Here is a 13972-nt window from a genome sequence, read left to right on the forward strand (position 1 = left end):
CGGCCGCGCGAACGCCGCACGGCCGCCCGGCGCACAAAAACCTGACCCGCGCGGCCGCCCGGCTCGTGAAGGCTTTCGCGCGTCCGGCCTATTGCGACATGACGCCCGCGTCCTCCGGGGGCAGTTCGGGGGGCGAGACGCGCAGCCAGCGGCAGCCGTGCGGTCCCAGCGCGAGCTTGGCCGTGCCGTCGGCCGACACCTTGATCGTGCCGTCCACCAGCAGGTCCGTGAGGTCGCAGTTCTCCAGGCCGTCCAGCCGCAGCTCGACGTCCCTGGCCGTGTCGCACAGGTTGTGGGCGACCACGACCGTCGCGCCGTCGGCGTCGCAGCGGTGCGAGAAGATCGCGTCGTCGCCGGTGTCCAGCACCGTGTACTGCCCCCAGGCCAGCTCAGGGCATTCGCGGTACCGCTCGATGAGGAGCTGGAACCAGCGCAGCAGCGAGTCGGTGTCGCGTTTCTGGTCGGCCACGTTGACCCGGTCGGGCGCGAACGAGCCCTCGGGGATCTCGCGGACCGTCTCCTCCTTCTGGCTGAAGCCGCCGTCCTCGGACCACTGCATGGGGATGCGGACGGCCATCCGCCCCTCTTCTTCCAGGTTCTCCCCCATGCCGATCTCCTCGCCGTAGAAGATCACGGGGGTGCCGGGAAGGGAGAACAGCAGGCTGTAGGCCATCTTGATGCGCCGCAGGTCGCCGCCGAACATCGTGGGCAGCCGCCGCCGCAGCCCGCGGCCGAAGATCTGCATGTCCTTACGGGGGCCGAACGCCTCGAAGATCTCCTGGCGTTCCTCTTCGGTGAGCTTGTCGAGGGTCAGTTCGTCGTGGTTGCGGAGGAACATCGCCCATTGACAGTCCTTGGGGGCCCGGGGGCGTTCCTGCAGGGCGTCCATCAGGGGGCGGGCGTTGTTACGGGCGAAGGAGAGCCAGCTGTTCTGCATGCCGATGAAGTCGAAGCACATGGTGATCTGGTCACCGAGCCCTTCACCGAAGTACCGCAGTAACTCCTTGTAGGGCAGGTTGACCTCGCCCAGCAGGATGGAGCCGCCCTTGCGCCTGGTCATGAAGGCCCGCAGGTCGGCCAGGAACTCGTGCGGGTTGGCCAGCTTGGGGTTGACGTTCTCGATGAGGAACGGCACCGCGTCCACCCGGAAGCCCGACAGGCCGAGCTCCATCCAGAAGCCGAGGATGCGGGTGATCTCGTCCCTGACCTCGGGGTTGCCGACGTTCAGGTCCGGCTGGTGACGGTAGAAGCTGTGCAGGTAGTACTGGCCGCTGCCCTCGTCGTACTGCCAGATGGAGTCCTCCTTGTCGGGGAAGACCACCTGTTTCGGATCGTCGGGCTCGGGGGTGTCGGACCAGACGTACCAGTCGCGCATCGGCGAGTCCTTGCTCCTGCGCGACTCCTTGAACCAGGGGTGCTGGTCCGAGGTGTGGTTGACGACCAGGTCCGCGATCACCCGCAGGCCCCGGTCGTTGGCGGTCCGCATGAACTCCACGAAGTCGCCCAGGGTCCCCAGCCGGGGGTCGATGCTGTAGAAGTCGGTGATGTCGTAACCGTCGTCCCGGTTGGGGGTGGGGAAGAACGGCATCAACCAGAGGCAGGTCACGCCGAGACCCGCGAGGTAGTCGATCTGCTGGGTCAAGCCGCGGAAGTCGCCCACACCGTCGCCGTTACCGTCCTTGAACGTCTCCACGTCCAGGCAGTACACGACGGCGTTCTTCCACCAGACGTCGGAGGTGTACGTCAGTCGCATGGCGGCCCTGCTACCCACCCGGCCAGAAGAAATGTCCTTTTGGTGGTTTGCGTCCGGTTCTAATCCCGTGACCTCGGGCTACCGGGGCATCGCCGAACCCGAGCAGCCCTGCGGATCCCACGCAAATAGTTCGGGAGCCGAACTGATGGTAGCCTGATCTCATGGCCAAGCCCGAGGAGCAGCTGGGAGTCGTCTCCGCCCTGGTGCGCTCGACCTTCCTGGTCAACGCCGTCTACGCCGAGTCCGCCCGCGCGTACGGGCTGACCTCCCAGCAGGGCCAGCTCCTGTGCGTGCTGATGGCCCAGCCGTACGGGATGAGCGAGCTGGGCGCGATGTTGCGCCTGGCCAAGTCGAGCCTCACCGAGCTGGTCGACCGCACCGCGCAGCGCGGCATGGTGCGCCGCGAGCCCAACCCCGCCGACCGGCGCGCCGTCCAGGTCACGCTGACCGAGGAGGGCGCCAAGCTCGCCGACGAGTTCTACACCGAGGCGTGCCGACGCATCGACGAGCTTCCGTCGGGGCTCGACGAATCCGAGCGCGCCACGCTCGCCGACCTGCTCTCCCGCCTGGTGCGGGACAACAACGCCCCCACGGTCTTCATCGAGCGCGCCGACACCCCCTGACCGCCGCCCGCGGTCACACCCCGGCCGGCGCCGGCTCGCCGGCGACCCCGAACAGCTCGGCGAACCGTCCGGTGAACAGGTCCCGGCCCTTGTAGTCGGCCACCGACTCGGCCGGCAGCACGATCGGCCCCTCGGGCGAGGGGAGCTGGCCGACGCCCCCTTCGGCCCCCAGCGGCAGCAGCACGAACGGCAGCGGCGAGGGCCGGTACACCGACGAGGGCCGCTCGCCGCGCAGCTGGGCGATGATGTTCGCGGCCACGACCTCGGCGTGCTGCATCGCGTTCCCGGCCATCTTGGCCTCGGCCAGGTCGGTGATGTCGCCGATCGCGTAGACGTGCTCGTGGCCCTCGACGTTGAGCCGTTCGGTCACCCGTACGTGGCCGCGGGGCGTGCGCGCGTCGCCGAGGTCGCCGTCGAGGTAGCCGGTCCGGACGCGCACGCCGTACGCGCGGAACCAGATGTCGGCCGACAGCTCCCCCGCCGTGGACCCGACGGTGAACGGCTCGGCCCGCCCCGGCCCGGTGGGCGGCTCGGCGTCCAGCGTGGTGCCGAGCAGCAGCTCCACCCCCAGCTCGGTGAGCTGCCTGCGCAGGTCGGCGCGCACCTGCGGCTCGAACGCCGGCAGCAGCTCCGTGCCGTGATCGACGATCGTGACCCGCTTGTCCGGCCACACCGCCTTGATCTCCCCGGCCAGCTCCAGCCCGACCGGCCCGGCCCCGGCGATCAGCACCCGCCCGGCCCCCGCCAGCTCCCCGTGGACGGCGTGGATGCGCTCCCGCGCCTGCCCGGCCAGGTCGTCCTCGAACTTGAACGGGAAGGGGTACCCCGACCCGGTGGCCAGCACGAGATAGTCGGCCTCCACCCGTTCCCCGGACGCCAGCAGCACACCCTGCGAATCCACCGAGACCGCCCGCTCCCGGACGATCCGGCCACGCTCCATCAACCGGTCGTAAGGGAAGAACATCTTCCCGGCCCATTCCGGCCGGGCCAGCGCCCGCATGGACGCGGCGTTCTGGACGAAGGCGTCCTTGGGCTCGATGAGCACGACGTCCGCGTGCTCGTCCAGCGCCTTGGCGGCCGCCGCGCCGCCGTAACCACCACCGATGATCGCCACAGTACGGCTCATGGTGCACATCTCCCATCGGGACAACAGCTCGTTCGTATTACGAACCATAATAGTTCGTAACCCGAACCGCAACTGCCCGAAAGTTCTCCGCCCCGGCGCGATGAGTTCCGGCGGTCCCGCCGGTACGTATCCGTGAACCTGTCATCAGCGATGAGGAGAGACCGCCATGACCGAGACCCGAGAGCACGACGTGGCCGCCATCAAGAGCGTCCTTGAGCGCCTCTACCAGGCATGGGCCGACGGCGACGCCGACGCCTTCGTCACCGACTACACCGAGGACGCCACTGCGATCATGCCCGGCAGCGTGCGCCGGTCGAGGGAGGAGGTGCGCGGGAAGATGGCCGAGGGCTTCGCGTCCTACCTCAAGGGCAGCACGACCGCCGACCGGCTGGAGAGCATCCGTTTCCTGGGCGAGAGCGCCGCGATCGCGGTGAGCGAGACCGGCGTGCTCTTCCCCGGCGAGACCGAGGTCCCCGCCGAGCGTATGGTGTACGCGACCTGGGTGCTGGAGAAGCGGGACGGCGCCTGGCTGCTCGCGGCCTACCACAACAGCCCGGCCGTCGTGGCAGGCTGACGTACCCGTAAGGCAGGCGGAAGGCAGGAAAAGGGCGTGGACGCGGTGACGCCGGGACAAGAGGGCTTCGATCGCCGGATCGAGCCGTTCCGCAAGGAGCTGCTGGCGTACTGCTACCGGATGCTCGGCTCACCCCACGACGCCGAGGACCTGGTCCAGGAGACGTACCTGCGGGCGTGGCGGGCGCGGGAGCAGTACGACGGCACCCGCAGCTCCCTGCGCACCTGGCTCTACCGGATCGCGACCAACGCCTGCCTGACGGCCCTGGAGGTGCGGGGGCGCCGGCCGCTGCCGTCGGGGCTGGTGGCCGCGTCCGACCCGCTGGCGCCGCTCGTCCAGGGGGAGAACCTGGCCTGGCTCCAGCCGCTGCCGGACTCGATGCTGGACGGGGGCGACCCGGCCGGCGCCGTGGTCGAGCGCAGCGGCCTGCGCCTGGCGTTCGCCGCCGCCCTGCAACACCTGTCGGCGCGCCAGCGCGGCGCGCTGATCCTGCGGGACGTGCTGAGCTTCTCCGCGTCGGAGTCGGCGGAGATCCTCGGCACCACCGTCGTGTCGGTGAACAGCTCCCTGCAGCGGGCGCGCGCCCGGGTGAAGGAGGCCGGCGTCCGGCGCGAACCGCTCGGCGAGCCGCCGCTGGCCGAGCAGCGCGCCTGGGTCGACCGCTACATGCGGGCCTTCGAGCACGCCGACGTCGAGGAGCTCAAACGGCTGCTCACCGAGGACGTCGTCATGGAGATGCCGCCGATGCTCAACTGGTTCGCCGGGCGCGGCAACTACGGCCTGTTCATGGACTGGGTCTTCGAGGCGGCCGGCACCGACTGGCGGCTGGCGGCGGTCACGGCCAACGGCCAGCCGGGGTTCGGCGCCTTCCGGCGCGCCGGCGACCGGTACGAGCCCCACACGCTGCAGATCTTCACCGTCACCGCCGAGGGCATCAGCCGGAACTCGGTGTTCCAGGGGGCCGAGATCTTCGCGGCCTTCGGTCTGGCGGCCGGATTCGACGCGCCCCGATGACCCCGGCGGGCCCGCAAGTTTCTTCAAGACCGGGCAGGGGCGGACGGCCGATGCTGGGCGGGTGATTTCACCCGTTTCTACCCTGGTGACCGGCGTGCGCCGTGGCCCGATGCTCGCCGTGCTGCTCACCGGTCAGGTCATGGCCTCCATGGACGGCTCGATCGTGTCGGTCGCCGCGCAGACCATCCGCCAGGACCTCCACGCCGGCGGCACGGCGATCCAGCTCGTCGTGTCGGGCTACCTGCTGACCGTCGGCGTGCTCCTGGTCACCTGCGCGCGCATCGGCGACCTCGTCGGGCAGCGGCGCGCGTTCCTGCTCGGCCTGGGCTGGTTCACCGCCGCCTCGCTGCTGTGCGGGCTGGCCCCCGACGTGGGCGTGCTGGTGCTCGCGCGCGTCGCGCAGGCCGCCGGGGCGGCGCTGCTCACGCCGCAGATCTTCGCGCTCATCCAGACGCACTGGCAGGGCGACGCCCGCCGCCGGGCGATCGGCCTGTACAGCATGGTGCTCGCCCTGGGCGTCGCGCTGGGGCAGGTGGTCGGCGGGCTGGTCGTCAGCGCGGACCTCCTGGGCCTGTCCTGGCGGCCGGTGTTCCTGATCAACATCCCGATCGGCGTGGTCGCGCTGGCCGTGGGGCCGCGCCTGCTGCCGCCCTCGCCCGTGGCCGCGCGGGCGCGCCTCGACCCGGGCGGCGTGGCGATCCTGACCGCGGCGATGGCCGCGATCACCGTCCCGCTGATCTTCGGCCGCGACCTCGGCCGGCCGCTCTGGATGTGGATCTCGCTGGCCTGCGGCGCCGCGCTGTCGGTGGTGTTCGTCCGGCACGAGACCAGGGCCCGGCACCCGCTGCTCGACCTGGCCTCGGTACGGCCGCGCGGGGTGCGGCCGGGGCTGGCGGCGTGCTGGATCGTCATGGGCTGCTACACCGTCTTCCTGCTCACCCTCACGCTGCACCTCCAGACCGCGCTGGGGTACTCGCCGCTGTGGGCGGGGCTGGCCTTCGTCCCGTACGCGCTGGGATTCGGCGCGCTCAGCCTGAGCTGGACCCGGTATCCGCGGGGACTGCAGCGGCTCCTGCCGGTCGCGGGTCCGGTCGCCTTCGCGGCCGGGGCGGGCCTGCTGGCGCTGCTGTGCCGGGACGAGTGGCGGCCGGTCGTGGCCGTCCCGCTGCTGCTCCTGGCCGGGGCCGGGCACGCCGCCGGGTACAGCCCGCTGATCGCGCGCGTCACCACGCTGGTCGAGCCGCGGCTGGCGTCGGCGATCTCGGCGCTGAACGCCACCGGGCCGGTGCTGGCCGGGGTGACCGCCGTCGCCGGGCTCGGCAGCGTCTACTTCGCCGCGCCGTCCTCGGCCGACGGGCTGCTGCGGGTCGTCGGCGCGGTCGCCGTCCTGCTCGTGGGCGCGGCCCTGTGCGCCGTCCGGGCGACGCTGGGGAGCGGCGGCCCGGCGGTCACAGCAGGGTCCCGCCGGACACGTCGAACCTGACCAGCGCCTCGTCGATCCTGGTCAGGGTGTCCGGGTGCAGGGTGAGGTCGGCGGCGGCCAGGTTCTCCTCGATGTGGGCGGGGGTGCGGCTGCCCGGGATCGCCACGACGTGCTCGTCCTGGTGCAGCAGCCACGACAGGGCCAGCTGGGCGGGGGTGATGCCGAGGTTGGCGGCCAGGGTGCGGATGGGGGCGTACCTGTCGTTGTTGCCGGCCAGGTTCTCCGCCGAGAACCGGGGCGCGTTGTGACGGAAGTCGCCTTCCTCCAGCCGCTGGACCGTGCCGGTCAGGAAGCCGTTGCCCAGCGGGCTCCAGGCCACCAGGCCGACGCCGAGCTCGCGGGCCGCGGCCAGCAGGTCCGGCTCCACCGGCCGCCACATCGACCACTCGTTCTGCACGGCCGTCACCGGATGGACCGCGTGCGCGGCCCTGAGCTGGGCCGCCGTCACGTTGGACAGGCCGATGTGCCTGATCAGGCCGTCGCGCACCAGGTCCGCCATCGCGCCGACCGTCTCCTCCACCGGGACGCCGGGGTCCGGGTAGTGCAGGTAGTACAGGTCGATCACGTCGGTGTCCAGGTTGCGCAGGCTGCGTTCGGCGTAGCGGCGGACCAGGCGCGGGTCGGCGTTCACGCGCAGCTCGTTGAAGGCGTACCCGACCGGGTACGGGCGGCTGGGCTCGCCTTCGGGGATCGCCAGGCCGAACTTGGTGGCCACCACGACGTCGTCGCGGGGGCGTCCCTTGAGCGCGCGGCCGACCAGGCGCTCGTTGTGGCCGTCCACGCCGTAGGCGTCGCTGGTGTCGATGTGGCCGGCGCCGCCGTCCAGGGCCGCCCGCAACGCCTTCTCGGCGCGGGTGTCGTCGATGTCGCCGTACACACCGGGCGAGAGCACCATCGCGCCGAAACCGAGCGCGGGGACCTGCAGTGTTCCGAGTTCGCGTGTCTTCATGACGATGATCGTGCCGCCGGGGGACGCCCGGCGTCCAAGACCCTTTGCTATAACCATCGGTTATGGACGTGCACCTGCGGGACCTCCGCTACTTCGTCGCGGTGGCCGAGGAGCTGAACGTGACGCGCGCCGCCGAGCGCCTCTTCGTCTCGCAGCCGGCCCTGTCCAAGCAGCTCAGGGTGCTGGAGCGGCAGCTCGGGTTCGCGCTGCTGGAACGCGTGCACGGCGGCGTGACGCTGACCCGGCAGGGCGCGGCGCTGCTGCCGGTGGCCCGCGACCTGCTCGGACGCTGGGCCGCCGGCGTGGAGACGGCCCGCGCCGCCGCCCCCGCCGGGACGCTGGTCATCGGCATGCAGACGGCCGTCGGCCGCGGGTTGCAGCAGGAGGCGCTGCGGCTGTTCCGGCAGGCCCGGCCCGGGTGGGAGGTGTCGCTCCGGCTCGTGGGCTGGGACGACCCGAGCGGCGGCCTGGCCGACGGCTCCTCCGACGTGGCGTTCATCTGGCTGCCGGTGCCGCCGGGGCTGGAGACGTACGTGCTGGTCACCGAGGAGCGCGGGGTGGCGATGCCGGCCGGTCACCGGCTGGCCGGCCTGGCCGAGGTCCCGTTCGCCGAGCTGCGGGACGAGCCGTTCATCGCGCTGCCCGCCGCGGCCGGCCCGCTGCGCGACTTCTGGCTCGCCCGCGACGCCCGGGACGACGATCCGGTCGTCGGCGTCACGGCGAACACGCCCGAGGAGGTGTTCGAGGCCGTGAGCAGCGGGCTGGGCGTCGTCCTGGTGGCCGAGGGGAACGCGGCGCTCTACAAGCGTCCGGGCATGGTCTACCGCCCGGTGACGGGTCTGCAGCCGGGCCGGCTCGCCATCGCCTGGCGCCGCGGGGACGCCCGTCCCCACGTCACCGCCTTCGTCGAGGCCCTGAAACGGGCCGCCGCCACGGTCTGACGCGGCCGGGCCGGTCAGGCGAGCGAGCGCCGGTAGCGAACCTCGGTGAGGACGAAGCCCCGGCTGCCGTCGTCCTTGGTCACCCCGTCGTCGTGCCATCCGGCGGCCTCGTAGAACCGGCGGGCGCGGACGTTGGCGTCCAGGACCCACAGGACGGCCTCCCGGTAGCCGGCCTCGGTCAGGGTGGCGAGGGCCGCGTCCATCAGCGCCCGGCCGATGCCCCGTCCCCAGCTCTCCGGCGTCAGGTAGATGGCGGCGACCTCGGCGACCGTCGCGCCGTCCGCGTCGTCGTCCCGGGCGGGCAGCACGCCGGCGAAGCCGATCACCCGCCCGTCGGCCTCGGCGACCAGCGTTCCCTGCCGGGGCCAGGCCGTGCCGGCCAGCCAACGCTCCCAGCCTGGTCGCCGGGCCGCGGGGTCCAGGCCGTCGAGGTGGTCCTGCGGGACGAGGCCGCGGTAGGCGGCCTGCCACGACCGTACGTGGACCTCGGCGAGCGCCTGGGCGTCGGCCGGGGTCGCCTGCAGGATGCGCATGCGTCCGTGCTATCACCCCGGAAGCCGCAAATCCGGGAAAGACTCGCTTTTCCGGCGATCACCCCGAATTCATCGGCACGTTTCGGGAAGTCGCCACTAAGGTCTGACCCGACGCACCGGTAACACAGGAAAGGCACCCCCTATGAGCGACCACGCCATCACCTTCGACCTCATCGACGTCGACAAGGACGGCCGCATCTCCGCCATCGAACTCGTCCGCCTGATGGAGATCCTCGGCCAGCCCATCACGCTGGACGCGGCCCAGGAAGGCGTGCGGAAACTGGACAAGGACGGCGACGGCCTGATTGACGTGGACGAGTTCGGCGCATTCCTGCAGAAATGACAGAAACAAGCTCTTGCTAGGCAAACTCTTCTCGCCTGAGCCACAATGGCGACAGGAGGGACGATGGCCATCAAGAGTGACATCAGCGAAACCCGGCTCCCCGCGGACATCGTGAGAACGCTCAAGGCGGGCATCGGAAAGGTCTCGGCCGAGGTGGTCGAGGAGATCCAGACCCGGATCCCCGAGTACGCCCGACCGGCCGACGAGATCTCCATCAAAGTCGTGAAGATGGCGGTCGAGGAGGCCATCGACGGCTTCCTCGACCGCATCGAGAACCCGGGCGCCCCCTTCGATCCCGAGCCGTTCCGCATGATCGGCAAGGGCGAGGCGGCCGAGGGCCGCAACCTGGAGCCGCTGCAGACGGCCATGCGGCTCGGCGCCCGCGTCTGCTGGCGGCGGCTGACGGAGATCGCCGACCCGCTCGGCCTGACCCCGCAGACCGTGTACGACCTGGGCGAGGCCATCTTCGTCTGCCTCGACCGGCTCGCCGACGCCGCCGCCCAGGGCTTCGACGAGGCCAGGGCGCACGCCGTCGGCGAGCTCGAACGCCGCCGCAACCGCCTGCTCGACCTGCTGCTCAGCCGGCCGCCCGCCGCCCCCGAGGCCGTCGCCGACCTGGCCAGGGCCGCCGGATGGCGGCTGCCGCGGACCGTGGCGGCCGTGGCGCTCGACGACCAGCACGGCACGTACCGGGCGCCCGCGCTGCCGCCGGACGTGCTCGGCGGGCTGGAGCGGCCCGCGCCGTGCCTGCTGGTGCCCGACCCGGACGGGCCGGGACAGGCGCAGCTGCTCGACCACGCGCTGCGCGGTCACCGTGCCGCGATCGGCCCGGCGGTGCCGCCGGCCGCGGCGGCGACGTCCCTGAGGTGGGCGCGCGAGGCGCTGGAGCTGTCCCGGCGCGGCGTGCTGCCGCGCGGGCTCCTGCGCTGCGCCGACCACATGGCCACGCTCGTGGTGTTCAAGGACGAGGAGCTGGTCGGCGCCATGGCGCAGGCCCGCCTCGCGCCGCTGGCCCACCTGCGGCCCGCCCAGCAGGACCGGCTGGCCGAGACGCTGCTGGCCTGGTTGCGGCACGGTCGGGGCGTCGGCGAGGTGGCCGCCCGGCTGCACGTGCATCCGCAGACCGTGCGCTACCGGCTGCGGCAGCTCGAAGAGCTCTACGGCGACCAGCTCGCCGATCCCGACGTCCGGTTCGAGCTGGAGATCGTGCTCAGGGCCCGCCAGGCCCTCATCGCCGCCGGGCCGTGACCGGCGCGGCGGGGACCGGGCGGGACCGGGCGGCTGCCGTCAGGCGGTGTGCAGGTAGACCTGGCCGAAGACCTCGGACAGGTTCTTGATGTCCGTGGCGACGTCGGCCTCGGGGCTGCTGTAGTCGTAGACGGTGGCCAGCCGCGGGCGCACGGTGCCGAGCTTCTTGAGCTGGTCCCAGGTGGTGTTGGCCGCCCACTTCTCGCCGTACACGCGGTTGACCTGGCCCTGCGCGTCCTGCCAGCGGCTCCACAGGACGACGGTCTCGGCGGCGTCGGCCTGGAGCGGGGCGGCGATGCGGTCGGTGATGGCCTGGGTGGCCTGCTCGGCGGTGAGCTTGGAGGTGCCGGCGGCGGTGAACCCGGCGTCCTCGGCGGCGATCTGGGCGTAGGCGTCCCACGCGCGGGCGCGGACCTGGATCCACTGGTTGCGCTGGGCCTCGGCGGCGTCGATCTTCCAGGTGGCGTACTCGGTGGCCAGGTGGCCGGTGTCCAGGGTCAGCTGGTCGATCTGGCCGCCGGAGAGCCAGGCGCCGATGCGGGCGGGGTCGAGCAGCGGGTACTTCTTGGTCATCTCGGCCTTGCAGGCGTCGTTGGCGCCGCAGCCGAACAGCGGGACCACCGTGTGCGCCGCCAGCTTCCTGCCCGGCACGAGGTTGCGGAGCGCGGTCGTGGCCTCGGTGACGAACTTGTCCAGCTCCTCGGCCGTGGCGAAGGTCTGGTTGTAGCCGAGCTGCGAGGTGAACCTGATCCCGGCGACCCCCGGCTGCGCGGCCAGGGCGGCGACCTTCTTGGCGGCCTCGGCCAGCTTGCCCGCCTTGTAGTCGTCGGCCAACTCGGTCTCGATCCAGGTCCGCAGGCCGGCCTCGACCGCGCTCTTCACGGCCTGACCCGCCGGGCTCTCGGCGGCGGCCGTCTTGGCGGCGGCCGAGATCCCGTCGGGGTCGACGTGGCACTTCTGGCCGTCCGGGCACTGGTCGGGGGTGCCGCCGTCCTCGGCGCCGTCGACGTCCGGGGAGCCGACGTCGTGCATCTCGCCGTCGCCCTCGGAGTCGGTGGCGCACTCGTTGCCCGCTTCGCTGCAGTCGACCACGATCTCGTGCATCGGGCCGGAGTCGATCATGTTCTTGCCGTCGTTGTCCAGCCAGAACCGGGCGATGTCGGCGGCCTCCTCGGGAGTGGCCAGCCAGCGGCAGACGACGAACGCCGGGGTGTCGGCGGACATCAGGTCGTTGCAGCCCCGTGGATCGTCCTCCGACCAGGCGGGAACTCCGACGCCGAGCAACGACAGGGCCAGTCCGATGACGAAGATCTTCCGCAGTCGCATGGCGCCTTTACTCCCATGGGGGGCGATCGTGGGCAGATAGCACAATATCGGGACGATCAACAACCTTCAATGAGATCCACAGCGATCCTCACGCGGTTCTCGACGCGCAGTAGGCGTCGCAGTCGAGCGCGGGCGAGGCCGCAGGGTGATCATCCCTCCGCCCGCGCTTCCCGACCGGCCCTGTCACCCCCGTGACGAATATTGGGACGACACCGCACTGCCACAAGCGGCAGACTGGGACGGATTTGAACGTTTTCGAGGGGATCGGCCCAGTGCACAACTACCTCCGCGACCTCGGGCTGCTCCGCGACCGCAAGTTCGCCCTGTTGTTGTCCGCGCGGACCATCTCCATGCTCGGCAGCGCCTTCGCGCCCGTGGCGCTCGCCTTCGGCATCCTGGAACTGCCCGGCGCGGACGCCACGACGTTGTCGGTGGTGCTCACCGCCGAGTCACTGCCCATGATCGTGTTCATGCTGATCGGCGGGGTGATCGCGGACCGGCTGCCGCGGCAGCGGGTGATGATGGCCGGCGAGCTGCTCATGGCGCTGGGCTACTTCGCGCTGGCGGCGATGCTGCTGACCGGCTGGGCGCCGCTGCCCGTGATGAGCGTCGCGGCGGCGGCCTGCGGCGTGGGCACTGCGGTCATGTTCCCGGCGCTGACCGGCATCATCCCCGAGATCGTGCCCGCCGAGCGGCTGCAGGCCGGCAACGCGCTGCTCGGCCTCGGCGCGAACGCCTCGCGCGTGGCCGGGGTGGTGCTGAGCGGCGCCACGGTGTTGTGGTTCGGCGGCGGCTGGGCCCTGCTGGTCAGCGGCGCGATGTTCGCGGTGGCCGGCGTGCTGATCGCGCTGCTGCGCCCGACCCCCGCCGAGCGCGCGGCGGCCGAGCGGCACTCGGTGCTGGCCGACCTGCGCCACGGGTGGCGGGAGTTCAGCTCGCGGCAGTGGATCTGGGTGGTGGTCGCCCAGTTCTCGGTGCTGGTGATGGCGATCCAGGCTGGGCACGGCGTGCTCGGGCCGCTGCTGGCCAAGGAGACCCTGGGCGGGCCGGCGGCCTGGTCGGCGTTCCTGGCCGGCGAGGCCGTCGGGACGATCGCCGGGGTGCTGGTGTCGTTGCGGCTGCGCCCGCGCCGGCCGATCCTGCTCGGCACGCTGTTGTGCCTGCCGACCGCGCTGCCGTACGTGCTGCTCGGGCTGGACGCGCCGCTGTGGGCGATCGTGGCGGGGGCGTTCGTGCTGGGCGTGTGCTTCGACGTCTTCGGCGTGCTGTGGCAGACGACGATGCAGCGCGAGATCCCGGCGGAGTCGTTGTCGCGGGTCAGCTCGTACGACGCGCTCGGGTCACTGATGTTCGGGCCGATCGGGCTGATGCTGGCCGCGCCGGCGGCGGTGGCCTTCGGCACCGAGGGGGCGCTGCTCGGCTGCGCCGCCCTCGTCGTGCTGTCCACGCTCGCCGCGCTGGCCGCGCCGGGGGTGCGCAACCTGCGCGCCCCCGAGCCGGAGCCCGAGCCGGTCTCACTCTGAGCGGAACCAGACGTTGGCCCTCGGCTGGAACATCAGCGTGACGGCCCCGAGCACGGCCGTCACGTGCAGCACCCGGCTGATCGTGAAGAGCCAGGTCACCACGTCGGCCCCGGCGGCGGCCTCGGCGATCGAGCCGCCGTGCAGCAGCCACTGGATCGGCCCCACGACCAGCGACAACGTGCCGAACACGCCGAGCCCGACGGCCAGCGTGAGCCTGGCCCAGTTCTGCCCCGCGCGCATCCGCAGCGCCAGGAAGACCGCCGCGGCGAAGACGGCCACCCGCAGACCGGCGCCGGGCAGCAGGTCCAGGACGCCCGAAGTGCCCTCGTAGAGCTCCCTGCCGACGGCGAGCACGGTCTCGAACGCCCCCGCCGCGACGGCGGACATCCACAGCAGCGCGGCGGCGTGCACGACGGGCGGCGGCTGGGGGGTACCAGGCTCGGCGGTCTGCGAGGCGAGGGCAGTGGTCATGGCGGGCTCCCTGTCGTTTCGATTACAGGGAAAGTCTGATCCGCGCGCCCGCGCCGATCACGCCC

Annotated in this window: 14 protein-coding genes; 8 read left to right on the forward strand and 6 right to left on the reverse strand. The window is 71.9% G+C overall.

From position 1 onward, the window contains the following. Positions 1-88: 88 nt before the first annotated feature. Positions 89-1753 (reverse strand): alpha-amylase family protein, encoded by a 1665-nt coding sequence (locus ACIBK9_RS26015; protein WP_397161636.1) that lies wholly within the window; start codon positions 1751-1753, stop codon positions 89-91. Between the two features lie 161 nt (positions 1754-1914). Between ACIBK9_RS26015 and ACIBK9_RS26020 the strand changes: the two genes are divergently transcribed. Further along, positions 1915-2376, forward strand: a complete 462-nt coding sequence (locus ACIBK9_RS26020) for a MarR family winged helix-turn-helix transcriptional regulator (protein ID WP_397161637.1) — start codon at positions 1915-1917, stop codon at positions 2374-2376. 13 nt (positions 2377-2389) lie between these two features. On the opposite strand, the gene ACIBK9_RS26025 is transcribed toward ACIBK9_RS26020, so the two are convergent. After that, a complete protein-coding gene (locus ACIBK9_RS26025; protein WP_397161638.1) occupies positions 2390-3502 on the reverse strand; it encodes an NAD(P)/FAD-dependent oxidoreductase in 1113 nt (370 codons plus the stop codon). Positions 3503-3668: 166 nt separating this feature from the next. On the opposite strand from ACIBK9_RS26025, the gene ACIBK9_RS26030 reads away from it, so the two are divergent. From ACIBK9_RS26030 to ACIBK9_RS26040, 3 genes are all read left to right on the forward strand, one after another. After that, on the forward strand, positions 3669-4076 hold the full coding sequence (locus ACIBK9_RS26030) for an SgcJ/EcaC family oxidoreductase (RefSeq protein WP_387681219.1): 408 nt from the start codon (positions 3669-3671) through the stop codon (positions 4074-4076). Between the two features lie 36 nt (positions 4077-4112). After that, on the forward strand, positions 4113-5090 hold the full coding sequence (locus ACIBK9_RS26035) for a sigma-70 family RNA polymerase sigma factor (RefSeq protein WP_397161639.1): 978 nt from the start codon (positions 4113-4115) through the stop codon (positions 5088-5090). 94 nt (positions 5091-5184) lie between these two features. Beyond that, on the forward strand, positions 5185-6573 hold the full coding sequence (locus ACIBK9_RS26040) for an MFS transporter (RefSeq protein WP_397161640.1): 1389 nt from the start codon (positions 5185-5187) through the stop codon (positions 6571-6573). On the opposite strand, the gene ACIBK9_RS26045 is transcribed toward ACIBK9_RS26040, so the two are convergent. Beyond that, entirely contained in the window at positions 6539-7522 is a 984-nt protein-coding gene (locus tag ACIBK9_RS26045) for an aldo/keto reductase (protein ID WP_397161641.1), read from the reverse strand. The two genes, ACIBK9_RS26040 and ACIBK9_RS26045, sit on opposite strands and share 35 nt — an antisense overlap. 62 nt (positions 7523-7584) lie before the next feature. Between ACIBK9_RS26045 and ACIBK9_RS26050 the strand changes: the two genes are divergently transcribed. Next, positions 7585-8463: a LysR family transcriptional regulator gene (locus tag ACIBK9_RS26050; RefSeq protein WP_397161642.1), complete on the forward strand. Its 879-nt coding sequence runs from the start codon at positions 7585-7587 to the stop codon at positions 8461-8463. Positions 8464-8477: 14 nt separating this feature from the next. Here ACIBK9_RS26050 and ACIBK9_RS26055 read toward each other — a convergent pair whose 3' ends face one another. Continuing rightward, a complete protein-coding gene (locus ACIBK9_RS26055; protein WP_397161643.1) occupies positions 8478-8996 on the reverse strand; it encodes a GNAT family N-acetyltransferase in 519 nt (172 codons plus the stop codon). A 142-nt stretch (positions 8997-9138) separates the two neighbouring features. Between ACIBK9_RS26055 and ACIBK9_RS26060 the strand changes: the two genes are divergently transcribed. Both ACIBK9_RS26060 and ACIBK9_RS26065 read left to right on the forward strand, forming a co-directional pair. Next, positions 9139-9339, forward strand: a complete 201-nt coding sequence (locus tag ACIBK9_RS26060) for an EF-hand domain-containing protein (protein ID WP_397161644.1) — start codon at positions 9139-9141, stop codon at positions 9337-9339. Between the two features lie 63 nt (positions 9340-9402). Then, a complete protein-coding gene (locus ACIBK9_RS26065; RefSeq protein ID WP_397161645.1) occupies positions 9403-10587 on the forward strand; it encodes a helix-turn-helix domain-containing protein in 1185 nt (394 codons plus the stop codon). Positions 10588-10626: 39 nt separating this feature from the next. Here the strand turns inward: ACIBK9_RS26065 and ACIBK9_RS26070 are convergent, their stop codons facing one another. Further along, complete coding sequence (locus ACIBK9_RS26070; protein WP_397161646.1) at positions 10627-11913, reverse strand: hypothetical protein; 1287 nt, start codon at positions 11911-11913, stop codon at positions 10627-10629. Positions 11914-12185: 272 nt separating this feature from the next. Between ACIBK9_RS26070 and ACIBK9_RS26075 the strand changes: the two genes are divergently transcribed. Then, positions 12186-13436, forward strand: coding sequence for an MFS transporter (locus ACIBK9_RS26075; protein ID WP_397161647.1), 1251 nt, complete (start codon positions 12186-12188; stop codon positions 13434-13436). Here ACIBK9_RS26075 and ACIBK9_RS26080 read toward each other — a convergent pair. Next, positions 13428-13907 carry a hypothetical protein gene (locus ACIBK9_RS26080; RefSeq protein ID WP_397161648.1) on the reverse strand — a complete coding sequence of 160 codons (480 nt, stop codon included), beginning with the start codon at positions 13905-13907 and terminating at the stop codon, positions 13428-13430. The genes ACIBK9_RS26075 and ACIBK9_RS26080 overlap by 9 nt on opposite strands. Positions 13908-13972: the final 65 nt, after the last annotated feature.

The sequence above is a fragment of the Nonomuraea sp. NPDC050227 genome (genome assembly GCF_044459705.1).
Taxonomy (GTDB): domain Bacteria; phylum Actinomycetota; class Actinomycetes; order Streptosporangiales; family Streptosporangiaceae; genus Nonomuraea.

What these genes read in the sequence shown, in the direction of transcription:
- ACIBK9_RS26015 (WP_397161636.1), bottom strand. Translation starts at nt 1,753, where the DNA reads ATGCGACTGACGTACACCTCCGACGTCTGGTGGAAGAACGCCGTCGTG.
- ACIBK9_RS26020 (WP_397161637.1), top strand. Translation starts at nt 1,915, where the DNA reads ATGGCCAAGCCCGAGGAGCAGCTGGGAGTCGTCTCCGCCCTGGTGCGC.
- ACIBK9_RS26025 (WP_397161638.1), bottom strand. Translation starts at nt 3,502, where the DNA reads ATGAGCCGTACTGTGGCGATCATCGGTGGTGGTTACGGCGGCGCGGCG.
- ACIBK9_RS26030 (WP_387681219.1), top strand. Translation starts at nt 3,669, where the DNA reads ATGACCGAGACCCGAGAGCACGACGTGGCCGCCATCAAGAGCGTCCTT.
- ACIBK9_RS26045 (WP_397161641.1), bottom strand. Translation starts at nt 7,522, where the DNA reads ATGAAGACACGCGAACTCGGAACACTGCAGGTCCCCGCGCTCGGTTTC.
- ACIBK9_RS26050 (WP_397161642.1), top strand. Translation starts at nt 7,585, where the DNA reads ATGGACGTGCACCTGCGGGACCTCCGCTACTTCGTCGCGGTGGCCGAG.
- ACIBK9_RS26055 (WP_397161643.1), bottom strand. Translation starts at nt 8,996, where the DNA reads ATGCGCATCCTGCAGGCGACCCCGGCCGACGCCCAGGCGCTCGCCGAG.
- ACIBK9_RS26060 (WP_397161644.1), top strand. Translation starts at nt 9,139, where the DNA reads ATGAGCGACCACGCCATCACCTTCGACCTCATCGACGTCGACAAGGAC.
- ACIBK9_RS26065 (WP_397161645.1), top strand. Translation starts at nt 9,403, where the DNA reads ATGGCCATCAAGAGTGACATCAGCGAAACCCGGCTCCCCGCGGACATC.
- ACIBK9_RS26070 (WP_397161646.1), bottom strand. Translation starts at nt 11,913, where the DNA reads ATGCGACTGCGGAAGATCTTCGTCATCGGACTGGCCCTGTCGTTGCTC.
- ACIBK9_RS26080 (WP_397161648.1), bottom strand. Translation starts at nt 13,907, where the DNA reads ATGACCACTGCCCTCGCCTCGCAGACCGCCGAGCCTGGTACCCCCCAG.